General features: G+C 72.6%; 24 protein-coding genes. 12 read left to right on the plus strand and 12 right to left on the minus strand.

The annotated features are described in order from the left end of the window. Nucleotides 1–116: 116 nt before the first annotated feature. From ABZX11_RS36155 to ABZX11_RS36165, 3 genes are all read right to left on the minus strand, one after another. Nucleotides 117–1,598 carry a hypothetical protein gene (locus tag ABZX11_RS36155; RefSeq protein WP_354921821.1) on the minus strand — a complete coding sequence of 494 codons (1,482 nt, stop codon included), beginning with the start codon at nt 1,596–1,598 and terminating at the stop codon, nt 117–119. A 440-nt stretch (nt 1,599–2,038) separates the two neighbouring features. Continuing rightward, entirely contained in the window at nt 2,039–3,076 is a 1,038-nt protein-coding gene (locus ABZX11_RS36160) for a zinc-dependent alcohol dehydrogenase family protein (RefSeq protein ID WP_176177173.1), read from the minus strand. Between the two features lie 64 nt (nt 3,077–3,140). Then, on the minus strand, nt 3,141–3,749 hold the full coding sequence (locus ABZX11_RS36165) for a DoxX family membrane protein (RefSeq protein ID WP_176177174.1): 609 nt from the start codon (nt 3,747–3,749) through the stop codon (nt 3,141–3,143). Between the two features lie 208 nt (nt 3,750–3,957). Here ABZX11_RS36165 and ABZX11_RS36170 point away from each other — a divergent pair, with 208 nt between their 5' ends. Continuing rightward, the gene (locus tag ABZX11_RS36170) at nt 3,958–4,809 is read left to right on the plus strand and encodes a universal stress protein (RefSeq protein ID WP_354921825.1); all 852 of its coding nucleotides are present in this window, start codon (nt 3,958–3,960) and stop codon (nt 4,807–4,809) included. Here the strand turns inward: ABZX11_RS36170 and ABZX11_RS36175 are convergent. Further along, nucleotides 4,764–5,000 carry a PLD nuclease N-terminal domain-containing protein gene (locus tag ABZX11_RS36175; RefSeq protein WP_176177176.1) on the minus strand — a complete coding sequence of 79 codons (237 nt, stop codon included), beginning with the start codon at nt 4,998–5,000 and terminating at the stop codon, nt 4,764–4,766. The genes ABZX11_RS36170 and ABZX11_RS36175 overlap by 46 nt on opposite strands. Nucleotides 5,001–5,149: 149 nt before the next feature. Here ABZX11_RS36175 and ABZX11_RS36180 point away from each other — a divergent pair, with 149 nt between their 5' ends. The 3 genes from ABZX11_RS36180 (at nt 5,150) to ABZX11_RS36190 (ending at nt 9,001) form a co-directional block, all read left to right on the plus strand. Beyond that, complete coding sequence (locus tag ABZX11_RS36180) at nt 5,150–5,809, plus strand: CBS domain-containing protein (protein ID WP_176177177.1); 660 nt, start codon at nt 5,150–5,152, stop codon at nt 5,807–5,809. 10 nt (nt 5,810–5,819) lie between these two features. Next, entirely contained in the window at nt 5,820–7,064 is a 1,245-nt protein-coding gene (locus tag ABZX11_RS36185; RefSeq protein WP_354921829.1) for an FAD/NAD(P)-binding oxidoreductase, read from the plus strand. 80 nt (nt 7,065–7,144) lie between these two features. Then, on the plus strand, nt 7,145–9,001 hold the full coding sequence (locus tag ABZX11_RS36190; RefSeq protein WP_354921832.1) for a hypothetical protein: 1,857 nt from the start codon (nt 7,145–7,147) through the stop codon (nt 8,999–9,001). 311 nt (nt 9,002–9,312) lie between these two features. On the opposite strand, the gene gap is transcribed toward ABZX11_RS36190, so the two are convergent. Further along, a complete protein-coding gene (gene gap / locus ABZX11_RS36195; protein ID WP_176177180.1) occupies nt 9,313–10,326 on the minus strand; it encodes a type I glyceraldehyde-3-phosphate dehydrogenase in 1,014 nt (337 codons plus the stop codon). 158 nt (nt 10,327–10,484) lie between these two features. Here gap and ABZX11_RS36200 point away from each other — a divergent pair, with 158 nt between their 5' ends. From ABZX11_RS36200 to ABZX11_RS36215, 4 genes are read left to right on the plus strand one after another with little or no spacing between them, the layout of a single operon-like run. Next, nucleotides 10,485–10,715, plus strand: a complete 231-nt coding sequence (locus ABZX11_RS36200) for a universal stress protein (protein ID WP_354921836.1) — start codon at nt 10,485–10,487, stop codon at nt 10,713–10,715. After that, the gene (locus ABZX11_RS36205; RefSeq protein ID WP_354921839.1) at nt 10,712–10,981 is read left to right on the plus strand and encodes a universal stress protein; all 270 of its coding nucleotides are present in this window, start codon (nt 10,712–10,714) and stop codon (nt 10,979–10,981) included. Before ABZX11_RS36200 ends, ABZX11_RS36205 begins: the two co-directional genes overlap by 4 nt. A 10-nt stretch (nt 10,982–10,991) precedes the next feature. Further along, on the plus strand, nt 10,992–11,771 hold the full coding sequence (locus tag ABZX11_RS36210) for an ATP-binding cassette domain-containing protein (protein WP_354922055.1): 780 nt from the start codon (nt 10,992–10,994) through the stop codon (nt 11,769–11,771). Further along, nucleotides 11,768–12,595 (plus strand): slipin family protein, encoded by an 828-nt coding sequence (locus tag ABZX11_RS36215; RefSeq protein ID WP_176177182.1) that lies wholly within the window; start codon nt 11,768–11,770, stop codon nt 12,593–12,595. Before ABZX11_RS36210 ends, ABZX11_RS36215 begins: the two co-directional genes overlap by 4 nt. Before the next feature lie 48 nt (nt 12,596–12,643). Here ABZX11_RS36215 and ABZX11_RS36220 read toward each other — a convergent pair whose 3' ends face one another. After that, nucleotides 12,644–13,927, minus strand: coding sequence for an FAD/NAD(P)-binding oxidoreductase (locus tag ABZX11_RS36220; protein WP_354921843.1), 1,284 nt, complete (start codon nt 13,925–13,927; stop codon nt 12,644–12,646). Nucleotides 13,928–14,068: 141 nt separating this feature from the next. On the opposite strand from ABZX11_RS36220, the gene ABZX11_RS36225 reads away from it, so the two are divergent. Next, the gene (locus ABZX11_RS36225; RefSeq protein WP_354921846.1) at nt 14,069–15,586 is read left to right on the plus strand and encodes a WS/DGAT domain-containing protein; all 1,518 of its coding nucleotides are present in this window, start codon (nt 14,069–14,071) and stop codon (nt 15,584–15,586) included. Here the strand turns inward: ABZX11_RS36225 and ABZX11_RS36230 are convergent, their stop codons facing one another. The 4 genes from ABZX11_RS36230 to ABZX11_RS36245 all read right to left on the minus strand — a co-directional run bounded on the left by ABZX11_RS36230 (nt 15,587) and on the right by ABZX11_RS36245 (nt 19,885). Next, nucleotides 15,587–16,948 (minus strand): wax ester/triacylglycerol synthase family O-acyltransferase, encoded by a 1,362-nt coding sequence (locus ABZX11_RS36230; RefSeq protein ID WP_354921849.1) that lies wholly within the window; start codon nt 16,946–16,948, stop codon nt 15,587–15,589. 143 nt (nt 16,949–17,091) lie between these two features. Then, nucleotides 17,092–17,331, minus strand: a complete 240-nt coding sequence (locus tag ABZX11_RS36235) for an SHOCT domain-containing protein (protein ID WP_354921852.1) — start codon at nt 17,329–17,331, stop codon at nt 17,092–17,094. A 14-nt stretch (nt 17,332–17,345) separates the two neighbouring features. Further along, complete coding sequence (locus ABZX11_RS36240) at nt 17,346–18,359, minus strand: NAD(P)H nitroreductase (RefSeq protein WP_176177187.1); 1,014 nt, start codon at nt 18,357–18,359, stop codon at nt 17,346–17,348. Then, nucleotides 18,356–19,885 carry an AAA family ATPase gene (locus ABZX11_RS36245; RefSeq protein WP_354921856.1) on the minus strand — a complete coding sequence of 510 codons (1,530 nt, stop codon included), beginning with the start codon at nt 19,883–19,885 and terminating at the stop codon, nt 18,356–18,358. Before ABZX11_RS36245 ends, ABZX11_RS36240 begins: the two co-directional genes overlap by 4 nt. A gap of 251 nt (nt 19,886–20,136) precedes the next feature. On the opposite strand from ABZX11_RS36245, the gene ABZX11_RS36250 reads away from it, so the two are divergent. From ABZX11_RS36250 to ABZX11_RS36260, 3 genes are all read left to right on the plus strand, one after another. Further along, nucleotides 20,137–20,583, plus strand: a complete 447-nt coding sequence (locus ABZX11_RS36250; protein WP_176178387.1) for a DUF6292 family protein — start codon at nt 20,137–20,139, stop codon at nt 20,581–20,583. A gap of 4 nt (nt 20,584–20,587) precedes the next feature. Then, a complete protein-coding gene (locus ABZX11_RS36255) occupies nt 20,588–21,571 on the plus strand; it encodes a nitroreductase (protein WP_354921859.1) in 984 nt (327 codons plus the stop codon). A gap of 88 nt (nt 21,572–21,659) precedes the next feature. Further along, a complete protein-coding gene (locus ABZX11_RS36260; protein WP_354921862.1) occupies nt 21,660–22,280 on the plus strand; it encodes a hypothetical protein in 621 nt (206 codons plus the stop codon). An 82-nt stretch (nt 22,281–22,362) separates the two neighbouring features. Here ABZX11_RS36260 and ABZX11_RS36265 read toward each other — a convergent pair whose 3' ends face one another. Next, entirely contained in the window at nt 22,363–23,838 is a 1,476-nt protein-coding gene (locus ABZX11_RS36265) for an APC family permease (protein WP_354921865.1), read from the minus strand. Nucleotides 23,839–23,953: 115 nt separating this feature from the next. Continuing rightward, the gene (locus ABZX11_RS36270; RefSeq protein WP_354921868.1) at nt 23,954–24,829 is read right to left on the minus strand and encodes a hypothetical protein; all 876 of its coding nucleotides are present in this window, start codon (nt 24,827–24,829) and stop codon (nt 23,954–23,956) included. Nucleotides 24,830–25,004 lie beyond the last annotated feature (175 nt).

Consider the following 25,004-nt stretch of genomic DNA (forward strand, 5'->3'; position numbering starts at 1 on the left):
CCCGCCCCGCGGGGGGGGGGGGGGGGGTCCGCCCCCGCCCGCCCCACTACATAGCACCCCCCGGCCGCCGCCCCCCCCCCCCCCCCGGCCGGCCCCCCGCTTCTCCGCGTGACCGGCTACGGCCACCGCCGCCGGGTGAGGAGCACCAGCCCGGTGCCGATCACGACGGTCAGCAGGCCGCCGAGCGCGAGCCACGTCACCTCGACGCCGGTGGTGGCCAGGCCGGCCGGCGGTGCGGGTGCGGTGCCGGGCCGTGGCTTCGCCACGACTGTCCCGGCGCGGGCGGGCCGGCTGCCGGGCGGTGGTGCGGCATCGGGATCCGGCTGGTCAGGGCCGGGGATGACGAACAGGCGATGCTGCCGGTAAGGGTAGGGGTCGAGCCCGTTTTCGCCGTCGCGCACCAGGAACTCCGGATCGGTGTACACCAGCTGCCACGGTCCGACGACGCCGACGTCGTAGATGCCGGCCGGCACCTGGTGGAAGGCGAAGTTGCCCGCGGCGTCGGTCACCGCCCGCGTGACGACTCTTCCGGTGACCTGCTCGCGGAGGTAGACCTTCACCCCGGGCAGCGGGTCGCTCGCGGGCAACCCGAGCTGTGGCTGGTAGCGGAAGAGTCCGAGGTAGCCGACGACTTCCGGAGCGACGCCGCCGGGAACCCGCGCGGTCGCCCCGACGGAGGTCACCGGCCCGTTGACGGACGGCGGCGCCCCGACCGCGCACCAGACGCGCATGTTCCCTTCTTCAGCGGCTTGCTCGGTGATCCGGACGGTGAGCTCGAACATTCGGCTCGAGCCTGCGGGCACGGTCACGCCAGGCCCGCCCACGGCCAGCTTCCCGGTGTCCACTTGACCTGATGCGGTCGCCCGGCACTCGGCGGTCAGGTCTGTCAACGGCATCGGCCCTTTGTCGGTGAGGGTCAGGGTCAAGCGCGCGATGTCGTTCACCCGGTACGACTCGCGGGTGAACGCCGCGGACGTGGACAACCAGAGGGCGACCGACGGCGTGCCGCGAATCAGCACGTCCGGGTCGTCCACCCCGGTCACTTGGACGCTCGATAGTGGCAGGTACCAATCGGTGTCGGCGAACGAGGTCGCGTAGCCGCCCGCCGGCACGTCCGGGAACGCGAAGTGGCCGCCGGCGTCGGTCACCGCGGCCCGCTGGACGAGGGGGTTTCCCCCGAAGATGTCGACCCGGATACCGGCGAGGGCTTCGTCGGGATCCATCGCGTGGTTGCCGTTGCGGTCGCCGTAGACGGTTCCGCGGTAGCTGCCACGGAGGTAGGTGACCGGCACCGACGCGGTGACGGTGTTGTCCGCCGGGTTCGCGTCGGGCGGCCCGCCCGGCGACCCGACCGTGACGGTGAGGACCAGCGGGCCGGATTCGGTGGTGACGTACCCGGTCACGCTGTTTTCGACCGTCTGTCCCGGCGCGATCGGTGGCACCGGTGCCCAGTACACGCTCGACAGGTTCCCCGTGGAGCTGATCCGAACGTCGGTCGCGAGAGCGGTGCCCGCGTTGGTGATTCCGGCGTGCGCGGTGATCAGCTCGTGGGCGAAGTAGGCGGTCTTGTCGAACCACACCGACAGCCGAAGGTCCACCGGCACCGACGTGGGGGCAGCCGGTCCGGGCGCCGTGGAGGCCGGTGTGCTCGGACCCGAGCCGGGTGGGGAGGACTCGGTGGCCGCCAGTGCGGTCGTGGACGGCCGGGAAGCCGCAGCCGATACGGATGTCGTCGGCTTGGTCGGCTCCGGTCTTGACGGCCCGGGCGCTGCCGTCGTCGTGGCACTTGCCCGATCGTGATCGGCAGCGGGCGCTTCGAAATGCGGCGCTTCCAGGCTTTCGGCGGCCACCGGTCCGGGCGGCCCGCTGCTCTCCCCGAACGCGGGCCCAGTCGAGGCGGCGATGCAGAGCGCGATCGCCGCGAACACGGCTGCGGCACACCTTGGCCGTCGTGACATCAGCTCCTCCTTCTCGTTCGCGCACGCACCTCGATGCGGCCGCCGGTGCGCACATCGGCGGCCGCCCGTGGCGTCGCGGTTCAGCTGCGGAACAGCGCGACCTTCAACGCGTTGCTGTCCTGCGGGTGGGCGAAGACGTCGTAGGCCTCGTCCATCTCGTCGAGCCCGAACCGGTGCGTGACGAACCGGCTCGTGTCCAGCCGGCCCGCTGCGAGCATCCGCAGCAGCATCGGCGTGCTGGCCGTGTCGACCAGGCCGGTCGTGATCGTCACGTTCTTGATCCACAGTTCTTCGAGGTGCAGCGTCACCGGCGCGCCGTGCACGCCGACGTTCGCCACGTGCCCGCCCGGGCGGACCAGCCGGGTGCACAGCTCGAACGTCTCCGGGACACCCACCGCCTCGATCGCCACATCGGCGCCGAGCCCGCCACTCGCCTCGGCCACCGCGGCCGCCGCGTCGCCCGGCTGCACCAGTACGTCCGCGCCGAACGACTTCGCCGCGTCGAGGCGGGCCGGTTCCTTGTCGACCACGATGATCGTGCTCGGGGCGAACAGCTGGGCGTTGGTGATCGCGGCCAGCCCGATCGGCCCGGACCCGACGATCACCACCGTGTCGCCCGGCTTCACCCCGCCGCCCGCGACGCCGACTTCGTAGGACGTCGGGACGATGTCGGCGAGCATCAGCGCCGACTCGTCGCTCACCCCGGGCGGCAGCACGTAGGTGGAGGTGTCGGCGAACGGGACGCGGGCGTACTCGGCCTGGACGCCGTCGGTCGTGTGCCCGAGGATCCACCCGCCGCCGCCGAGGCACTGGCCGTAGGCCGCCTTCCGGCAGTATTCACACCGGCCGCAGGCGGAGATGCACGAAACCAGGACCTTGTCGCCGGCCTTGACGCCGGTGACGGCGGACCCGGTCTCGACGATCGTGCCGACCGCCTCGTGGCCGAGGATCCGGCCGCGCTCGACCTCGGGCACGTCGCCCTTGAGGATGTGCAGGTCGGTGCCGCAGATGGTGACCGCGTCGACCCGGACGATCGCGTCCGTCGGCGCGGCGAGCCCGGGGTCGGCGTGGTCGGTCCAGCTGCGCCGGCCCGGTCCGTCGTACACGAGTGCTTTCATCGTTGTTCCTTCCGGGCAGGGGAAAGGGCGCCCGCCGGTTGGCGGGCGCCCAGGGATGAGGTGTTCAGCGCAGCCACTTGCGGTCGCCGGCGAGGTCGGCCCAGCGACGGCCGAGGCCCCACGTGTTCCCGGCCGCCGCGGCGGCCAGCGCGATCAGGACGAGCGCGTAGACGATGTGGTAGTCGACGATCGGGTTGGTCGAGTGGGTGGCCTCGCCGGTGCTCGTGCTCTGCGCGAGCGGCCACTCGGCGGCCCACATCATGAGCATCATCAGCGAGCCCGCGGCGGCGCTCAGCCGGAGCCCGACACCGGCGATCACGGCGATGCCGATGCCGGCCAGGCCGAGCATGAACAGCCAGTCGGCCCACCAGGTGCCGGCCCAGGAGTGGAACATCGACTGGAACGGCCCGGCGTCGACGCCGGACAGGAAGCCCTTGGTCGGCGAGCCGCCGTTGATCCAGGCGCCCTTCGACGGGGTCGCGTAACCCCAGCCGAACAGCTTGTCGAGGAACGCCCACAGGAAGACGAACCCGGTGGCGATGCGCAGGACGGCCAGGGATTTCCCGGCGACGGCGGGACCGGCGACGAAATCGGGGACCGGCGCCGGTTCGGTGACCCGGTGAGCCGGGGGCGGGGTGGGAGCCGTCTTCTGAGCGTCCGGCTTGATGGACATGGCAAACCTCCGTTCCTTCGGTGATGCGGTCAGTTTCTTCCGGTGGCACCAGGGTTTCCGGAGTCGAAAGTCCCCGGCCGGGAGGCCCTTGGGTGCCGGTTGGCGAGGACCGCGCGCGAAGGACCGAAGTCCTCCCGGAACGGGGCGGAAGCCTCACGCGCGCGAGGGCGGAGGCCGGTTGGCTTCCGGGAGGTGAAAGGGGAATCGGATGAGCGGCACGAAACTGGTGGTCGGCGTCGACGGCTCGGCGGGCGCACTCGCGGCGGTGCGGTGGGCCGCGCGCGTTGCCCGGGCTCGGCGGCTCGGCCTGCGCCTGGTGCACGCGCTCCCGGAACTGCCCGTGCCCTACCCGAGAGCGGATCCGACGTACGTGCAGCTGCTGGAGGCGGCCGGGACACAAGGACGGGCCATACTGGCCGAAGCTCGTGACGCGGCTTCGGGCGTCGAAGCCGAAACGGTGTTGCGGCCCGAACGGCCCGCCGACGCCCTGGTCGCCGAATCCGACGGCGCCGCGCTGCTCGTGCTCGGCACACCGGGACTGCGGCCGCTGGGCCGGGTCCTGGTCGGATCGGTCACGGTGGCGCTCGCCGCGCACGCGCGGTGCCCGGTCGCATTGATCCGCCCACACGCCGGCGAGGACGAGCCACCCGCCGAAGGGCCGGTCGTGGTCGGCGTCGACGGCAGCCCGGCGAGCGAGGAAGCCATCGCGGTCGCGTACGAGGAGGCGTCCTGGCGGGGCGCTCGCCTGATCGCGGTGCACTGCCGGCACCGTGACGGCTGGTGGGACACGGGGACGGCCGCCGAGGAGTACGCCCGGGAACTGCTCGCCCAGCGGCTGGCCGGCTGGGGCGAGAAGTACCCGGACGTGGTGGTGGACCGCGAGGTCGTGGCCGGTCGCCCGGCCGAGCGGCTGCTCGACTTCGCCGACCGGGCCCAGCTGCTGGTCGCCGGCAGCCGGGGCCGGGGCGGGCTCGGCGGGCTGGCGCTCGGGTCGACGAGCCAGGCTTTGATGTCCTACGCGCTCTGCCCGGTGGTGGTGGCGCGGCCGCGCGCGAAGTAGGCCACCGGGCCGGCGAAGTTCACCGCGATCACCAGGGCCCACAACCATTTCGGGCCACGAACCTGCGTGGCGGGCCGGTGTGCGAGGTCCCACCACGCGGCGGCGGCGAGCAGCAGCTGGACGCTCGCGGCGAGGCGGATCCGGCCGCGCTGCCGGGGACTCAGGTCGCGCCACCGCTTGTGGCCGGTCATGGGGGTCTCCTTTCGCCGGGTGTTCCAGGCAAGGGCATCGGCGGGCACGGGCAAAGGGGCGAAAGACCCCTCGCCCGGGGACCCTCGCCCGCAGCCCGGCGGCAGTGGGACTTCCTAACGTGAAGAGAACCGTCTGACGGAGGTGTGCGATGCGCGGTCCGCAGGTTTCGGATCTGATGACCTGGCCGGTCGTGACCGCCGGTCCCGGGACGACGTTCAAGGAACTCGTCTCGCTGCTGGCGGAGCGCGGCATCGCCGCGATTCCGGTGCTCGACGAGCACCGGCGTCCGATCGGCGTGGTCGACGAAGCGGACCTGCTGGCCCGCCACCGCGGCGACAGCAAGCCGGAACCGGTCTTCTGGAAGCGCCGGGTGTGGACGAAGGCGCAGGGGCTGACTGCGCGTGAGCTGATGACCCGGCGCGTGCCGACCGTCGCCAAGGACGAGCCCGTGGCCGGCGCCGCCCGGCGGCTGGTGGAGGCGAAGCTGCGCCGCCTGTACGTCGTCGACGGCTCCGGTCGGCTGATCGGTGTCCTCGCCCGCCGGGACGTCCTGCGCGCGTTCCTGCGCCCGGACGAGGAGCTGAAGGAGATCATCGAGCGGGACGTCCTGCGGCGGCAGATCTGGGTGGAGCCGCCGATGGTCACGGTCCGGGTCGATGACGGTGTCGTGACGCTGAGCGGGGTGATCGACCGGCGCAGCGAGGTGGAGCGCGCGGAGTGGCTGACCGAGTCCGTGCCCGGCGTGGTGGCGGTCCGCAACCGCTTGAAGTACACGCAGGACGACGGCGCGGCCGCCGGCCTGCGCTGAGGAGGCGGCGATGAAACGCATCGTCGTCCTCGGCGGGGGAACAGGGGGAACGCTGGCGGCGAACCGCCTGTGCCGCGACTTCGGCGACGGCGCGCGGATCACCGTCGTCGACCGGGACGATCACCATGTCTACCAGCCGGGCCTGCTGTTCGTGCCGTTCGGGACGGCCGACGCGGACGACCTCGTCCGGTCGCGCCCCCGGCAGCTGGCCGACGGGACCGGCTATCACCGCAGCGCGATCGAATGTGTCAACCTCGACGCCGCGCGCGTGCACCTGGCCGACGGGACCGTGCTGCGCTACGACGCGCTCGTGATCGCCACCGGGGCGCGACTCATGCCGGAGAGGACCCCCGGACTCACCGGGCCGGGCTGGCGTTCTCACGTCGACACGTTCTACGACCTCGACGGCGCGGTGGGCCTGGCTTCGGCGCTCGCGGGGTTCGACGGCGGCCGACTGGTGGTCGACGTCCTCGGGTTGCCCGTCAAGTGCCCGGTCGCCCCGCTCGAGTTCTGCCTCCTCGCGGACTGGTTCTTCACCGGGCGCGGCGTCCGGGACCGGGTCGAGCTGACCTTCGTGACGCCGCTGGGCGCTGCGTTCGCCGAGCCAGCGGCCGCCGGGGTGTTCGCCGAACTGCTGGCGGCGAAGAACATCGAGCTGGTGACCGGCTTCGCCACCCGCGAGGTCGACGGCGCCGCCGGGCGGCTGGTGTCCGCCGACGGCCGGAAGGTCGCCTTCGACCAGGCGGTGGTCGTCCCGCTGCACGGCGGCGCGTCCTACGTGGACCGTTCACCCGGCCTGGGGGACGAGCGCGGATTCGTCCGCGCCGACGAGCACACCCTGCAGGCCGAGGTGAAGGACAACGTCTTCGTGATCGGGGACGCCGCGGCGCTCCCGGCGGTCAAGGCGGCCTCGGTCACGTACTTCGAGGGCGAAGTACTGGCCCGCAACGTCGGGCAGCTCCTGGACGGCAGGCCGCTCGACGCGAGCTTCGACGGGCACGCCACCTGTTTCGTGGAAAGCGGGTTCGGCAAGGCGCTGCTGCTGGACTTCAACTACGAAACCGGGCCGCTCCCCGGCCGGTTCCCGGCGGAGACGGGACTGCCGCTGCTCAAGGAGTCCCGGCTCAACCACCTCGGGAAGCTGATTTCCCCGTGGTTCTACTGGCACCACCTGCTGCCCGGCCGCGACCTTCCCGGTCTGTCGAGCGCGATGCCACGCGCGGGCAAGCAGTTCCCGGAACCGGCCGGACGCTGAGCACCCGGTTCCTTCCCGCTCGAGCTCTCCGGACCACGCGCACTGCGGCCGGCGGAGGCCGCGCAACGGGAGGAGTGAGGATGAAACGGATGTCCCGGGTCGCCGCGGCGGCCACGGTGGCGGTGGCGATGTCCCTCGGCGTCTCGGCCGGGCCGGTGTTCGCGGCGGAGACCGAGACGCCGGCTTCCACGGTACCGGCGGTGGGTTCCCCGCCACCGTCCACCGCGGAAACGCCGACCACGAAACCATCGCCGACCTCGAGACCGGCGCCGACGACGAAGCCGACGCCGACCACCAAGCCGTCGCCGGCCCCGACTTCGACGGCCAAAGCGTCGCCCACATCGGTGAAGCCGTCGGAGACGGCGGTGAAGGACCCGCCGTCGTCCGCACCGGCGCCGAGCACGACGCCGGTGTCGACGACTTCGGCCTCCGCGCCACCCGCTGCCGCGGAGGAGCAGCCCGACCTGCGGCTGACCGTGGCGTTCGGCCAACCTTCCTACCGGCCGGGCGACACGGTCGTCGTTCACGCGACGGTGACCAACACGGGCGGCGGCACCGCCACCGGCGTGCGGTTGACCGATTCGGGGACGCTGACGTCCCACACCTGGAGCACCATCAACGGCGGGAACGCCGTTCTGGCGCCGGGGGAGACGGCCGAAGCCTACGCCTTCGCGTACATCGAAGATGTCAGCGAGAACGTGGTGCGGTTGACGGTCGAAGTCACCTCCACCGAGCCCGACGCCGACCTGGCCGACAACTCGGTCACCGTCACGGCCCCGCTCACGGTGGTGCGCGGCGGGTTCACCGGGATCGCCTATGGTGACCACAACCGCAACCACGTGATCGACCCGGGTGAGACCCTGGCCGGTCTGGTCGTCCGCGCCTCGGGGCCGTCGGCCCCCGGCAAGTACTTCGATGCGATGACCGACAGCCAGGGCCGGTTCGCGTTCCACGACATGCTCGCCGGTTCCTGGACGCTCTACGGTGTCTCCGCGGACTGGAAGTTCGCCGGCGTCACGGTGGAGGTGACCGGGGACAGTGAGCCGGAAGTGGTGGTCCGGGGCGAGTACGACATCACCGGCTGGCTCACCGGCTCCGCACGGTTCTCGGCGCCCACCTACGCCGAGGGCGACACCGCCCGGTTGATCGTCACGGTGGCCAACAGCGGACGGGGCCCGGTTCCGGGCCTGACCGCGAACTGCTGGACGAGCGACTACAGGGCACCGGTCGGCTTGGGTGAGCTGAGCCCGGCCGGTTCAGGAGGCACGGTGCCGGCGGCCTCCGCACGGGACTTCGAGATCACCATCCCGGTGCGGCAGGAGTCCGTCACCGCCGGGTACCTGGAGGCCCGCTGCACCGTCTTCTTTCCCGAGTCCCTGGGGTACGTCGAGGTGACGGCGGCCACCCGGATCCCCGGCGCGAGGGCGACCAAGTCCGTCGGGTACGTCGTCACCCCGGTCTACAGCTGTGGGTGTCACCCGCAGTACGAGGGGCCGTCCGGCCTGAAGGTTTACCTGCGCAACCAGGTGACCGGGGCGATCGTGGCGCGTGCGGTGACCGGGCCGGGTGGGTACGTCGCCTTCTTCGACCTGCCCGCCGACCGCTATGACGTCGGCGTCGTCGGCCCGTGGCAAGGGCAGTGGGGCCGGACGCAGATGTGGCTCGTTCGCGGCGGCGATGACGGGTTCTACCCGCCGAATTGGGTGGTGCTCGTGCCCGGACCGGACCAGCCCGATCCGGACGCCGTTCCGCCGGCGGCGAAGCCATCGGCCGGTGCACCCGCTCGGCCCGCACCTGCCCGACAGGTTGTCGCGGGCCGTGAGACCGGCCGTCTCGCCTCGACCGGCGTGGACGTCGGGTGGCTCGCCCTGGGCGGAATGGTGACCTTCGTCGCCGGCGCGTCCTTGGTACTCGTCAGCCGCCGCCGATCGAGTTGACGGATCGGTCCGGCACAGCAAGGTCCCCGGCCACCGGTCACGTCAAGCGTGCCGGTGGCCGGGGGCCTTGGCCTGACGCTCATGCCGGATCCGCGGGAACGCCGATCCGGTCAATCGCCCGGCCTCACTACGCAGCGTGCGGGCAGGGAATCGGTCACCGCGCCGACGACCACTCCGCGGTTGTTGATCTCGAGAGCGGCGGTTTCGGTGTGGCCGGTGGGCAGCGGCGGACATCGGTCTCATCGTCTCCGCCTCGTCCGGCCGGCGACGGGTACCCGCCGGGCCGCATCACCGGCGGGCGCCCGGGGCTTTCAGCCCAGCGATCGCCCGATCAGCTCCACCAGCTCGACCGTGCGGGTCGCGTACCCCCACTCGTTGTCGTACCAGCCGAACACCTTCGCCAGGTGTGCGTCGGCCTTGGTCAGCTGGGCGTCGAACACGCACGAAGCCGGGTCGCCGATGATGTCGCGGGACACGATCGGCGCCTCGGTGTAGCGGAGGATGCCCTTGAGGTCGCCGTCGGCGGCTTCGGCGAACGCGTGGTTGACCTGCTCGGCCGTCACCGGGCGCTCGAGCTCCACCGTCAGGTCCGTCAGCGAGCCGTCCTCGACCGGGACGCGGACCGCCACGCCGTCGAGCTTGCCGGCCAGCTCCGGCAGCACCAACCCGATGGCCTTCGCCGCGCCGGTGCTGGTCGGCACCACGTTGACCGCCGCGGACCGGGCGCGGCGGGGGTCCTTGTGCGGCCGGTCCAGCAATGCCTGGTCGCCGGTGTAGCTGTGGATCGTGGTGAGCAGGCCGCGGCGGATGCCGAACGCGGAGTTCAGCACCTTCACCATCGGTGCGACGCAGTTGGTCGTGCAGGAGGCGTTCGAGACGATGTGGTGGTGGACCGGGTCGTAGTCGCCCTCGTTCACCCCGAGCACGATCGTCGCGTCGACACCCTTGCCGGGCGCGGAGATCACGACCTTCTTCGCACCGGCCGCCAGGTGCACGCCGGCGGCTTCGCGGGTGCGGAACTTGCCGGTCGACTCGACGACGACGTCCACGCCGTACTCACCCCACGGCAGCTGCGCCGGGTCCGCGGTGGACGAGACCTGGATCAGGTGGTCGCCGACACGCAGCGCCTCGCCGTCGACGACCTCGACCGGGATGCGCAGCCGCCCGTAGGTGGAGTCGTGCGCGAGCAGGTGCGCCAGCATCTCCGGGGACGTGATGTCGTTGACCGCGACCACTTCGATCGGGCTGTCCGGGGTCTCCAGCACGCACCGGAGGATGTCGCGGCCGATCCGGCCGAATCCGTTGATGCCGAGCCGTACCGTCATGGGTCTCTCCCTGTCGTCGTCACCTCCCGCCGATGGTTCTCCGGCGGCGCGCACGACCCGTAGGGCCCAAGGTCCTCGCAGCTCGGGCAGAACGACTGCTTCGCCCGGCGCGGGTGAGGAGTTCGCTGAAGGTGCAGGGGACTGCGGAAGGAGCGGTGATGACCGAAGCAACGGCGAGAGGCCGGATCGTGGTCGGTGTCGACGGATCCGACGCCGGCACGGCCGCGCTCGTGTGGGCGGCCGGGCAGGCGGCGATCGGCGGCGCCGAGCTGGACGTCGTGACGGTGTGGCTGCACGACGCGATGCTCGACGACGCGTCCGTGCACCGGACCCTCGAGGAAGCCCGCCGGGTGCACTCCACGAACTGGAGAAGCTCGTCACCGCGGTGACGAAGGACCTCGCGGGCGTGACGGCCCGCTGCTCGGCGCCCGACGGCGATCCCGCCGCGGTGCTGGCTGAACGGGCGAAGGACGCGACCATGCTGGTCGTGGGCAGCCACGGCAAGGGCAAGGTGCGGGCGGCGCTCGCCGGTTCGGTGAGCAGCGCCTGCCTGCGGCACGCGACCTGCCCGGTCGCCGTGATCCCGCCGCCGGCGCGCACGCCGGACAGCCCCCTCGGCAGGCGGCTGGCCGAGGTCGCCCGGGAAACGGCCTGACGTGACGACCATCGCCGGCCCGCCGCTGCTGCGCGTCCGGGGCCTGACCAAGAAGTTCGGGCCGGTGCAGGCGCTGGCCGGCGTCGACCTCGACGTCCCGGCCGGCCAGGTGACCGCGCTGGTCGGTGACAACGGCGCGGGCAAGTCCGTGCTGATCAAGTGCATCGCGGGCATCCACGTCCCGGACGCCGGCGAGATCACCTGGCAGGGCCGCGGAGTGCGCATCCGCACGCCGCGGGACGCCGCCACACTGGGCATCGAGACCGTGTACCAGGACCTGGCACTGTGCGACAACCTCGACATCGTGCAGAACATGTTCCTGGGCCGGGAAAAGGTCCGGCACGTGACGCTCGACGAAGACCGCATGGAGCTGGCCGCAAAGGAGACGCTGCACAGCCTGGGCGTGACGACGGTGACGTCGGTCCGCCAGCCGGTCGGCTCGCTCTCCGGCGGCCAGCGCCAGGCGGTGGCGATCGCGAAGGCTGTTCTGTGGCACTCGAAGCTGGTCATCATGGACGAGCCGACCGCGGCACTGGGCGTGGCGCAGACCGAAGTCGTGCTGGAGCTGGTCGGCCGCCTCGCCGAGCGTGGGCTCGGCGTGGTCGTGGTGTCGCACAACATGAACGACGTCTTCGACGTGGCCGACCGGATCGCCGTGCTGTACCTGGGCCGGATGGCGGGCGTGTTCGCCACCGGCGAGCTGACCAAGGAAACGGTCGTCGACCTGATGACCGCGGGCCGCTCCGACCGCTGGAGCGTCCCGGTCCGAACGAAGGGAGTGGCGTCATGATCGGCTGGTGGATCGCGGGCGCGGTCGTTGTCGTCCTGCTGGCGCTGTCGATCCGGGTCGTCAAGCAGTACGAGAAGGGGGTGCTCTTCCGGCTGGGCCGGGTCATCGGGGTCCGCGAGCCCGGGCTGCGGTTCATCATCCCGGTGATCGACGTGCTGCGCCGGGTGTCCCTGCGGATCGTCACGATGCCGATCCAGTCGCAGGGCATCATCACCCGCGACAACGTCAGCGTCGACGTCTCGGCGGTGGCGTACTTCCGGGTGGTGGACGCGACGAAGTCGGTGGTCGCGATCGAGAACGTCTACGCGGCGATCGACCAGATCGCCCAGACGACGCTGCGGAAGGTCGTCGGCCAGCATACCCTGGACGAGACGCTGGCCGAGACCGACAAGATCAACTCCGACATCCGGCAGATCCTCGACGTGACCACCACCGAGTGGGGCGTCGACGTGACACTGGTGGAGCTGAAGGACATCCAGCTGCCGGAGACGATGAAGCGGGCCATGGCCAAGCAGGCCGAGGCCGAGCGGGAGAAGCGAGCCAAGATCATCAACGCCGAGGGCGAGGCCCAGGCCGCGGCGGCGCTCGGCACCGCCTCGGACACGATGATGGCGCACCCGCTGGCGCTGCAGCTGCGGAACCTCCAGACGCTGATGGAGATCGGGGTGGACCACAACAGCACGGTGGTGTTCCCGGCGCCGCTGATGAGCACGATCGGCGAGCTGGGCACGTTCCTGGCCCGCGAAGCGGCCGCAGCCGCTCCGCCGGCTGTCGCCCCCGCGGCGGTGGGCAACGGTGAAGCGGTGGTCCCAGCGGCTCGCTGAGCTTTGACCCGGATAGCCGGTTCGAGGGCTCAGCTCCTCGAACCGGCTTCACGATTGGTGAACCGCTTCGGGCTCACCGGGCCAGCCAACGGTTGCGCCCCGCAGGCCGAAGGCCATCGAGTCCCAGCCCGCCCCCGCGTGCACCGGCAGCCCGGCACGGAACCGGCCCGGGACGTACGTGCCGAGGGCCTTCTTTCCCAGTCGCCAGAGGGCGGACGTGCCGACGCGGTAGTGCTCGAGCGCGTCCTGGTCGACGACGACCGGGCGGACCGGATCGCCGGTCACCGACAGCGGGACCTGCGCGAACGTCGCCTTGTCGAACATCTCCAGCACACACGTGCTCACCGGCTCGAACCCGGGACCCGGCAGGTGCACGCCGGCGTCGGCGGCGATCTGCCCGGCCACCGCCTGAGCCTGCAGGAGAGCCAGGAACGCCTGCTTGACCGGGAAGTCGCCGGCGTCGCCGGGCGCGTAGACGCCCGGGTGCCCGAGCACTTCGCGCTTGCGTTCCTCGCAGACGAGGAAGCCGCGGTCGTCGGCGGGGAGGCCCTCGAAGCGCTGGGCGGCCACGTACGGCGGGAACGCCACCAGCAGGTCGAACTCCTGCGCCGAGCCGTCGGTGAACGCCACTTCGAGCTCGCTCACCTTGTCGGGTTCCACGCCGGTGCGGCCCTCGATGCCACGGGCGGCGAACTCCGCCGCCACCACGTCGTGGAGCTTGGGCCCGAACGCCTGCACGAAGCTCCTTTCGGAGGTGGCGAAGGCGATCTGGACGTTGTCGCGGACTTCGCGACGGCGCAGCCAGGTGTCCAGCATCAGCGTGATCTCGTACAGCGGGCCGGCGCACTTGTTGCCGGGCGGCACGAGGAACAGGACCTGCTGCAGGCGGCCGTGCCGGGCGTGCTGCGCCACCCACTGCAGCTGCTCGCCCAGTGCGTGCAGCTGCCCCGGCGTCCACACGGTGCGCGCGTACTCCGCCAGGCCGGGCACCTCCTCGGGGCGCATCGCGGCGCCGGTGGCGATGACCAGGTGGTCGTACGGCACCGGTTCGTGGGAGGTGTGCACGACGCCGCGCTGGGTGTCGACGCCTTCGGCGATGGCCACCCTGGCCTCGATCTCCCGGCGCCGCAACGGTTTTGCGAGCGGCACGTGCAGCGGCGCCTCGGCCGCGCCGAAGGGCAGGTAGATGCCGTCGGGGCGGAACAGGAAGTCGTCCCGGTCGGAGACGAGGGTGATCCGGACGCGGTCCGGGTTCGCCAGCGCGCGCAGCGCGAACGCCGTCTCCAGCCCGGCGAACCCGCTGCCCAGGACGACTACGTGGGTGGGGGACATGAGTCTTCTCCGATGCTCCGGTGGGCCGGCCGATGCGTTCACGATGCGCCCGGACGGGGAGCGGCGGGAGGGTCCTCGGCTGCGCGGCCGGAGGACTTCCGGCCCTTTTCGCCGGATCCGCTGCCGCCGCACAGTGGAACGGTGCCGAACACGCGGAAAACCGTCGGGCCGCACCGCCGGATACCGGCGCAGGACAGCCTGTGGCTGCACCTGGACCGGCCCGAGAACCTGATGGTCGTCACCTCGGTGCTCTGGACGCGGACCCCGGTGGACCCCGCACGCCTGCGGTCGCTGGTGTCCGACCGCCTGCTCGCGCGGTACCCGGTGTACTTCCAGCGAGCGGTCCGGCACGGCCGCACCCTGGCCTGGGAGACCGATCCCGGCTTCGACCTCGGCAAGCACCTCGTCGTGCAGGACCTCCCGGCACCCGCCGACCAGACGGCTCTGCAGGCGTTCGTCGCGGCGCGGCGTAGTGAGCCGCTCGACCCGAAGCGTCCACTGTGGAGCATCGACCTGCTGCAGGGTTACCGCGGCGGCAGCGCGCTCGTCTGCCGCACCCACCACGCGATGGCCGACGGCATCCGGTTGACGCAGGTCCTGTTCAGCCTCCTGGATCCGGTCGAGGGCGAGACAGCGCCGCACGCGAAGGTCGGCGGGGCCGCGCCCCACCGAGAACCGGTGGCTCAGCCGGTGGTCCGGCTCGGCGCCACCGTGCTCCGCGCCCTCGACGAGACCAGCGCGCGAGTGCAGCAGCAGGCGGCCCGCGTGCACCCGGTGCTGGAGTCCGCGGTCGCCGTGCCGTTGCTCGGCGCGACGGCGGCGGTGGGGGCCACGGGTGCCGTCGCCGGCTTCCTTTCGGCGGCTCTCGACGGCGGCCCCCGGCGTGCGGTCGACACCGTCGCGAGCGCGGCGACGACGCTCTGGCACAGCGCGACCGGGACCGGCGAGCTGCTCGGCCCGTCCACGGCCACCGGGCTGTGGGACGGTGAACCGGGCGTCGAGAAGACCGCGGCCTGGAGCGACCCGGTCCCGCTGGTCACCCTCGGCCGGATCGGCCACGACACCGGGACGACGATCAACGACGTCTGCACCGCGCTCGTCGCCGGGGCACTCGACCGGTACTTCACGGCTCACGGAACCGCCCGGCCCGGGCCGTCGGACCTGGGCTGGCTGATCCCGGTGAGCCTGTCGTCCTTCGACGGCGAGCTCCCGGCCACCCTCGGCAACCACTTCTCCCTGGTGCTGGCCCGGCTGCCGCTGGGCCGCCGGACGTTCGCCGAGCGCCTCGCCGAGGTCCACCGGCGGGTGGCCCGGATCCGCGATTCCTTCGAGCCCGCGCTGACGTTCGGGGTGCAGTACGTGATCGCGCAGAGCCCGGCGCCGGTCGGCTTGCCCCTGAGCCGGTTCTTCGCCGGCAAGGCGGTCGGGGTGCTGACGAACGTGCCCGGCCCGCGGGCGCGCATGACGCTGGCGGGTGCGGAGGTGTCCGGGATCGTCGGCTGGGCACCCTGCAGCGGCCGCCAGGCGATCACCGTCTGCATCTTCAGCTACGCCGGCGAAGTGCGGTTCGGCTTCGGCACCGATCGGAAGCTGATCCGCGACCCGGAGGCACTGGTCGACGCGCTGGCGGCGGAGTTCGCCGCCGCGGCCGGCCGGTGATCAGCGGACCTCCGCCAGCAGCGCCGGGAACTCCCGCTCGATCGCCTTGGCGAGCACGTCGGTGTCGGGAACCTTGTCCGCATCCGCCGTGATCCCGAACGTCACCTCACCGGCGTAGCTGAGCATGGCCACGCCGATCCGCACCCGCAGCGCGATGGGCACGTACGGGTGGATCCGGACGATCGGGCGGCCCAGTGCGGACAGCGGCTCGGCGGGACCGCGCACGTTGGTCGCCACCGTGACGATGTTGCGCTGCGGCAGGTGCGCCGCCGCCCGGATCGCCCACGCCACCGGGGCGAACGGCTCGTGCGCCGCGGTGGCGGTGAGCAGCGCGCCGGCGTCGGCCTCCTTGGCGGCCTTCAGCGTGCCCAGCCGCCGGTGCACCCGGACCAGCCGCTGCGCCGGGTCGGCCAGGTCGACCGGCAGCAGCGGCAGCAGGAGCGAGACCTCGTTGTCGAGCGTGGTGCCGGTCCGCACGGACACCGGCACCAGCGACCGCACGCTGTCGGCGGCGGGCGTCTCGCCGCGCTGCAGCAGCAGTTCCCGGAACCCGCCGGCGACCGCGGCCAGCAGGACGTCATTCACCGTGACGTCGAACGCCCGCGCGACGGCCTGGACGTCGGCCAGCGGCACGGAGACGGTCGCGTAGCGCCGGTCGCGCCCGAGCGGGCCGGTCAACGGCGTGGGCGACACCGGGAGCAGCGCGGACGTCATCGCCGCGAGACCGCGGGCGGCATCGCCGACGCGGCGGGCCAGCCGGTTCGGGTGCAGCAGCTCCCGGCCGAGCAGGCGGGTCAGTGTCCACGGCGTCCGCAGCAGCGAGCCGGCCGCGTCCAGCAGCAGCATGGCCGTGCCCGGGTCGGCCGCCTCGGCGGCCGGCTGCGGGTCGGCCGGGGCGTCGCCGAACAGGACGGTCTGCAGCCGCGTCGCCGCCAGTCCGTCGGCGAGGGCGTGGTGCACCTTGGTCAGGATCGCCCAGCGCCCGTCCGGCAGGCCCTCGATCACCCAGAACTCCCACAGCGGCCGGTCGCGTTCGAGCCGTTCGCCCATCAGCAGGGCGACCAGTTCGCAGAGCGCGTTCTCGTCGTGCGGCGCCGGAAGCGCGACCCGCCCGAAGTGCGCGGGAGGGTCGAACGCCGGGTCGTCGACCCACACCGGCGGCCCGAGGTCGAACGGCACCGTGCGCACCTTCCGCCGGTACCGCGGGATCCCGGCCAGCCGCGCGAGCACGGCCGCGACGAACTCGTCCTGGTCCGGCACCGGTCCCTCGGCGATCGCGACCGAGGCGATGGCCAGCGACGATCCCGGGTCCTCGTCCTCGATCTCGAGGAACGCGGCGTCGAGCGGGCTGAGCCGGTCCATGACGTCCTCTCAGTACGCGATGTCGATGACGACTCGCCGGACCTGGTCCTGGAGGTCGAACCGGGTGAACATCCGGAACCTCCGCCGATCGGCGGTTTCCCGGCACACCGGTTTTCGCCGTGGTGGCCGTGGCCGCGCAGGGGTCATCGCGTCCTCGTGAGGGCGTCCCGGCGGCGTTCGTACTCGTCCTGGTCGATCTCGCCGCGGGCGAACCGTTCGTCGAGGATCCGCCGGGCCGTGTCGGCAGGCGGTGGCGGCTGCGGTCCCCGCCGGGCGAGGACGACGGCGAGGACGACGAGCGCGGCCAAGACCAGCGCCATCAGCACCAGCATGCCGATGCCGCCGGCCCAGCCCATGGTCCAGGGGTGATTCCAGTACGGCATGACCGGCTCCTTCGCTAGTGGGCTTGGAAGTGCTTCGGGGGAGCTTCGAGCGGCTGCAGCACGTCATCGAGGTCGCGGCGCGGGGTGGCGGGCAGCGGCTCGGCGTTGGCGGGGGCCCAGCCGATGCGCAGCACCATCTGGGGGAACGACCCGCCGGTGACGTGCTCGGTCACGGTGTCGCGGACGTCCGGCAGTTCCAGCGGCTCGGTCAGCGGGCACGACGACAGCCCGAACGCGTTCGCCGTCAGCAGCACCGCACTTGTCGCTTCGCCCGCCCGCAGCCGCGACATGCGGTCGTCGGAGGCGGTGCTCAGCACGAGCAGGACCGTCTCGTCGTCCTCGGCCTTGGCCCCGGCCGGCTGGGCCAGGAGCGGGTCGGCGAAGGGCCGGGTCCGCAGCGCACCCGGCGTGTCGTCCGGTGCCGGGGTGTTGCGGGCCGGGACCCCGTCGGGGGACACGTGGCGCCCGCTCCACGCCGCCAGTTCCGTGCGGTACGCCGGATCACCGGCGTGCCGGTCCGCGGCCTCCTCGATCGCCGTCGCCAGGTAGTAGCGCGCGGAGTTCCCGGCGGCCTGCAGCACGGTGCCTTCCAGCGCGGCCGCCCGGGACATCGCTTCGATGTGCCCGCGCGGGACCACCCAGGAGCTGTGGCGGCGCCGGTCGGTCCGCCGTCGCGGGATGGCGGCAGCCATCGCGATCTCGTCCTGGGACGGGTCGTGCGGGTGCAGCGTGATCGCGGCGAGGTGGTCGGGTTCGCCGGGGTTGGGCAGCCGGTGCACTTCCGCGGCCCAGCCGAGCGCGGCGAAGCCGACCCGGGCGTGGTGCAGCGCGGCACCGCAGCTGAGAACGAGGTCACGGCCGTCCGGGTCGGTCTCCGGCAACCGCCGGTCCGGGTCGGCGTAGAGGTGCAGCGAACTGTGGCCGACCCGCCAGAACCACGGCTGGGAGTTGTGCACCGACGGTGCGCGGACCGCCATCGCGACCGCCGTCTTGACGGTGAAGTCGTCCGGGAATGCTCGGTCCGTCATCGGCTTTCCTCGTCCTCGGGGGTGGTTTCCGGCTCGACCTTCGCACCGCGGTGCCCGCTGCCGGGAGGGCCGGAGTGCCTTCGCTCAGGGGACTTTCGGTGCTCGGGCACCAGGCAGGCCACGGCGCGCGCGAGCGATTCCGCGGGCGTGCCGGCGGTCTGCAGTGGATGCGCTTCGGGCCACGGGTCGGCGTCCGTGGCCATCCGGCGGGCGATGTCCGGGGTCGCGTCCGACAACGCACTGGTCCGCGTCATGATGCGGTGCGCGGCGATCGCTTCCGGTGCCAGGCACCGGATCGCGGCCAGCGGGCTGCTCGTCCGCCCCGCGGCCGCGGCGGCCAGTGCGCGGTGCCGCGCCGCGTTCCACGACGCGTCCAGCACCACGGTCTCGCCGAGCGCCAGCAGTTCGCCGGCACGGCGGGTGAGCTCGGTGTAGGTCGCGTTCGTGTGGTCGGCGTCGTAGAGGCCTTCGCGGTAGCCCTCGGCGGGCCGCCGGACCGGCGTGAGCCCGGCCAGTTCCTTGCGCAGCCGGTCGGACTGCAGCAACGTGGCGCCGAGCCGGTCGGCGAGCCCGCCGGCGACGGTGGACTTGCCGGTGCCCGGCTCGCCGCCGACGAGGATCAGGCGCACCCGGCCGAACCGCAGGTGCTCCAGCGTGAGGTCGGCGTACTCGCGGGCCAGCCCGGCCGCCTGCGGATCGCCCTGTGCGTGCCGGAGACAGGCGACCTTGGCGCGGACGAACGCGCGGTAGGCGAGGTAGTGGTGCACCAGCGCCGGGGGAGCGGGGTCTCCGGCGAACTCGCGGTAGTCGCGCAGGAGTTGTTCGCCGAGCCGGGGAGCGCCGAGCCGCTCGAGGTCCATCGCGAGGAAGGCGACGTCGTCGAGCACGTCGACGTGCCGGAGGTGGTCGTCGAACTCCAGGCAGTCCAGCACGCGCGGACCGTCTTCGAGCCAGAAGATGTCATCGGCCAGCAGGTCCCCGTGCCCGTCGACGACGTGCCCCTCGGCGATCCGGCGGTCGAACAGCGGTTCGCGGCCGGCGAGGAACTCCTCGGTGAGTTCTTCGATCTCGCCGGCGGTGGCCGGGTCGAGCACCTCGCCGTGGAAGGGCCGGACCTGCGCGAAGCTGTCACGCCACCGGTTCCGGACGGCGTCGCGGGTCTCGTCGGCGTCGATTTCCGGCCCGCGTGCCGCCCGGGCGTGGAAGGCGGCCAGGTGCCGGGCCAGCGCCCGGATCGCCGCGGTCAGCGGCGTGCCGCGCCGGACCAGGGTCGAGAGCCGCCGCTCCTCGGGCATCCGGCGCATCACCACCAAGTGGTCGCGGACCTCGCCGCCGGGACCGGTGACGTCGGCAACGCCGTGGTAGACGTCCGGTGCCAGCCGCCGGTTGAGCGCCACCTCCCGGTGGCACGCCCGTTCGCGTGCTTCGCGCGTCGAGAAGTCCAGGAAGCCGAGGTCGACCGGCTTCTTCAGCTTGTACGCGAGGTCCCCGACGAGGAAGACCGCACCGATGTGGGTCTCTCGCACGTCGGCCCATGGTCCGTGCATGAGGCCAGGATCGGCTTGCGGGCGGCCCACGCGCCGGGGACGAAAGTCACCGGGACCGGGGACACCGGCCACCAGTCGCGGGCGTCCGGCCGGGCCGCGGAATGCAAGTGACGAAAGTCCCTGCCCCGAGGGACCGACGACGCCATCCGCAGGCGCACGCGCGAACGTACCGTCGGGTCCCGAACCGAGCCGGTCCGCTGTGGCCGGTGCACGAAACCCGGCGTTGGAGCGTGATTTCCCTGCTCACCGGAATCGACCGTGATCACGGCCTGCGCAGCGGGCTGACCGGCTACCTGGCCGCGGTGAGCGCCGCGGTCGGCGTGGGGGAGGAGTCCTGCACGGTGGACCTCGACACCCCCGCCTCGGCGTACATCGCCCTCGACGTGCGCCTGCCCCGCCACCCCGGCCGGGACATGGCGCTGCTGTGGGACGAACGGCACGGCTGGGCGTTCGCCATGGAAACCCATTCCGGCGAGGACCTGCTGGTGCTGGCCTACCTCGGCGGCGAGCTCGTGCCCAGCCCGGCCCGGGTCCGCGGCTTCGTCGCGGCGATCCGGTCCGCCGGGGGGACGTCCGCGCCACCCGTGCCGCCGGCTCTGCGCGGTGACCGCGGCGAGCTGCTGGACCGCCTGCGCCGGCACCGGCGGATTTTCCCGCACCTGTCCCGGATGGGGTGATCTTGTGTCCACTGTGGAAGCACCGGGCTGGACGCCCGCCGAGACCGACGTGCTGGTCCGGTCGATGATGCGGGCGCCGTCGGTGCACAACACGCAACCCTGGTTGCTCGAGGTGACTTCGATGCAGCTGTCGGTGCGCGAACGCGCCGAACCGGCACTCCCGCACCACGACCCGCACGGCCGGGACCGCGCCGCTTCCTGCGGTGCCGCGGTGGCCAATCTCGAGCTGGCGGTCCGCACGCTGGGCCGCTCCTGCACGGTGGCGTTCCTGCCCGAGGACGGACAGCCGGATCTCCTGGCCCGGATCGACGTCGGCGAACCGGCCGCGCCGGCGATCGAGGAGCTCCGCTGCCACGGGGCGATCGCCCGCCGGGCCAGTCACCGCGCGCCGTTCGAAGGCGTGGCAGTGCCCACGGCCGTGCTGCGGCGGATCGCCGCGGCAGGCGGGGCGCCGGGGGTGGAGGCCCGTCCCGTCCACGAGGTCGCCGCCGTGGCCCGGCTGCTGCACTTCGCCGCGGAAACCTTCCGGCAGGACGGCGCGTACCAGCGGGAGCTGTCCTTGTGGACGATCCGGGACGAACCGGCCCACCGGCACGGCGTCGGCATCCCCGCCAGCCGGATCCCGGCCGGTTCGGTGCCCTGGGCCGGCCTGGTCCGCCGCGCGACCGAAATCCCGCAAATCCCGGAACTCGAGCGTCGCCTGGCCGGCGAGACGCTGCTGCTCTTCGTGACCGCCGACGACTCGCGGCTCGACCACGTCCGGGCCGGCTACGCGATGGAACGCGCCTGGCTCGCGGCGGTTGACCTCGGTCTGGCCGGCGCGGTCCTGACCCAGCCGCTGCACCTGCCGGAGGTGCGCTCGGCGCTGGGCGAAGACCTCGGGCTCGCCGGTTTCCCCCAGGCCCTCCTCCGCATCGGCTACACCGCGGAAGCGGACCCGCCCAGCCCGCGCCGGGCCGTGGCCGAGGTGCTGCACCGCGGACCTTAGGGCCCCGTAGCCGTGATGCCGAGCGCGGGTGCGTCCGGCTGCGGGTGCCAGAGCGAAGACTTCCCGAGAAAACCGGAGGGCAGGAGCGATGGACACCAGGATGCGGTTGACCCGGCTCCGGCGCAGTCTCCTGCCGGGCCGCGGCCCGCTGGTCCGCCCGTCGGACCGGCTGCAGGCCCGGCTCCTGGCGCTGGTCATCCTCCTGTCGCTCGCGGCAGCGGGGGGAGCGGTGCTGCTCGGCATCGGCGAATACTCGGCCACGGCGGCCGAATCCCGTGCGCAGACGGCCACGCGCTACACGGTGACGGCGGTCCTGCTGGCCGACGGTCCCGAGCCGGTCTCCGGGGGACGCGGCGGAACGCCCTTCGACTCCGCTCCGACGCAGGCGACGTGGCGCACGCGCGACGGACAGCAGCGAGTGGGCGAGGTGGCAGGGCCGGCGGGCACGGTCGCGGGCCACGAGGTCGAGATCTGGGTGGACGAAACGGGCGCACCGGCGGAGCGCCCGTTGACGATGACGGCAGCGGTCCTCGGCGCCCCGCTGGGCGCGGCAACCCTCGGTGCGGCGGCGGTGTCGTTGTTCGTGTTCGCCTACCGCGGCGCCGTGCACGTGCTGAACCGCCGCCGCCTGGCCGCCTGGGGGCAGGAATGGGCCGCCCGCCAAGCCGGCAGCACCCGCCGCGACGACCAGAGCCCCACCGGCTCCTGACCGCCGGGCAGTCGTTGCCGCCCGGTCGGAAGACGAGACCCCTGACCCTCCGATGAGCCGGTTCGCGGTGTCGGAAGCTCGGTCACGACGTTTCCCCTACCATGCCGAGGGTGGCGGCCGGCTCGCGTTCGAGGTCGGTGTCCAAGGCCTGGTACACGGCCGGGCGGCGCTTGCGCAGCCAGGCGGCGGCCAGCAGCCCGGCCAGGGCGACGATCAGCAGCAGCCAGGGCAGCTGGGGGACGAGGCCGTTGCTGGAGCCGGCCAGGGTCGGGAAGTTGATGATCGCCAGGGTCACGATCAGCCCGAGGCCCACCGCACCCAGGCCGGGCGCGAGCAGCGTCCGGGTGAGCCGGGGGTCGCGGGTGCGGCGGAAGTGGACCAGGATCGCCAGCGCCGCGAGCAGCTGCAGGGCGAGGATGCCGAGCGTGCCGAAGCCGGTCATGCTGGCCGTCAGGTCGGCGACCGGGTCGAGTCCGGTGAGCCGGAACAGCAGCGCCACCACCGAGCCGAAGACCAGCTGGGCGAGGGCGGCGTGCTGGGGCGCGCCGTTGCGGGCGCGGGTGCGGCCCAGCAGCCGGGGCAGGACGCCGACGCGGCCCAGTGCGTAGAGGTAGCGGGTCGCCGAGTTGTGCAGGGCCAGCAGGGCCGCGAACAGGCTGACCACGAGCAGCAGCATCATCACCTTGGTCAGCGCGTCGCCGAGGTAGTCCTGCGACACCGAGAACACGAGGTCTCCGGTGGACAGGTGCGCGGTGGCGACGTCCTGGGCCTGCGCGACGCCGATCGCGGTGACCACGGCCCAGGTGGTGAAGGCGGCGAAGACCCCGATGAAGCCGATGGCGATGTAGGTCGCCCGCGGGATCGTCCGCTTGGGGTTCTTCGCTTCTTCGCCGAACAGGGCGGTCGCTTCGAAGCCGATGAAGGCGTTCGCGGCGAACAGCAACGCCAGCCCGCTCGCGCCCTGGAGCATGACGGACGGATCGAAGACGTCGAACGAGAAGCCGTGCCGGAACAGCACGCCGAAGTCCATGATCAGCAGGATGGACACCTCGAGGACCAGGGAGACGCCGAGGACCTTCGCGCTGACGTCGATGCCGCGCCGGCTGAGCAGGAAGACCAGCACGACCGAGACCGCGCTCCAGACGATCCAGTCGAGGTCCAGCCCGAAGACGTCCTCGAGGACGGCGCCGGTGAAGAACCCGCTGGTGCCGATGGCGCCGGCGACGAAGCAGTTGTAGCCGAGCATCGCGACGAATCCGGCGACCAGGCCCATGGTCCTGCCCAGGCCCTTGACGACGAAGGCGTAGAAACCGCCCGCGCTGGTCAGGACCTTCGACATCTGGGCGTAGCCGACGGCGAACAGCAGCAGCACGACCGTGGCGAGGAGGAACGCGGCGACCATGCCGCCGCCGTTGCCGACGGCGATGCCGATGGCCGCGACCACGACCATCCCGGTCAGCGGCGCCACCGCGGCCAGCACCAGGAACACGATGCCGGGCACGCCCAGGACGTTCTTGGCGAGCGAGGTGCTGTCCTGCCCGGGACCCGATCCGCTCATGGCTGCTCCTCGGTCGACGGGACCGTCTTCGGTCGGCTTGGACCGGAAGTATGGGGAGCTCGGGGCTCTCCCGGCTTGCCTCTGCGCGCGCGGTCCTTGTCCCTGCGCGACCGGCTCACGGTGTGACGTCGAAGCGGTCCAGCAGCATGTAGGTGCCGCTGCGCTTGACGGCCCGGATGGTGTGGCGGCCCGGGGACAGGCCGCAGACGCTGAACACGCTCTGCTGGGCGTGCCGGACCTGGCTCGTGGTGTCGACCGTGCGCTGGAAGACTTCGTCGAGGTAGATGTCCATCCGGCCCTCGTCGGAGTAGGTCTCGCTGACCAGCGCGATGCCGATCCCGGTGAAGGTGTGGCTGACCCAGCTGCCGTCCGCCCTCGTGGCGTGGACGTCGTCGTGGAAGTCGCCGAGGCCGCGCCGGCCGGCGGCGTACCACGGTCCGTTGTAGACGATGCCGTTCGCGTCGTCGTTGAGCTTGGCCGTTTCGGCGGTCGGGCAGTGCGGGGCGGGGGCGGCCGGCGGTGGTGGCGGGGTGACGCTCCGGCGGGTCGGCGGCGGTGTCGGCGTGGCCGAGGTCGTGGCGGCCATCGTGGCCGAAGTCGCGGGCGCGGCGGACGGAGCCGGGATGCTGCTCGACGGCAGCGGGACGGCCGGCTCGAGCGGCACCGACCACAACGCCGCCTCGCGCGGCGGCTGCGCCGGGCGGGACATCGTCGTCAGCACGGCGATGCCGGCCACCACCACGGCCGCGCCCGCGACCACGACCGCCCAGCGGATCCGCGTGCCCGCACGCAGCTGCGCGCCCGCCGCTTCCCAGGCCTGCCGTTCCAGCCGCGCGCGGCGCTCCTCCTGGGCGGCGTCCGCTTTCCGCGGCTCCCCGGGGAGCCGCGAAAATTCGCCTGTCCCGATCGGACGCCCCCAGCCCCGGCCTTCCGCAGCACCTCCTCGGCGGTCGAGCCCGCTGCTGGCTCTTCGCCGGCCGGCACGCGCCATCGGTGAACCTCCGAACTCCCAGATGATCGAGCACTCCGGCTCGTGGTGCCGAGATCCTAGGAATCCGGCCCCCTGCTGGCAATCTCGACAGGCCCGGGCGGTCCGGCGGAAAACAGCGGTACGGCCGAAGCGTCGAGCGAGGGCAGCGCCCATTGGTCGCGGTGGCCCAATCCGG

The sequence above is a fragment of the Amycolatopsis sp. NPDC004169 genome (assembly GCF_040610315.1).
Taxonomy (GTDB): domain Bacteria; phylum Actinomycetota; class Actinomycetes; order Mycobacteriales; family Pseudonocardiaceae; genus Amycolatopsis.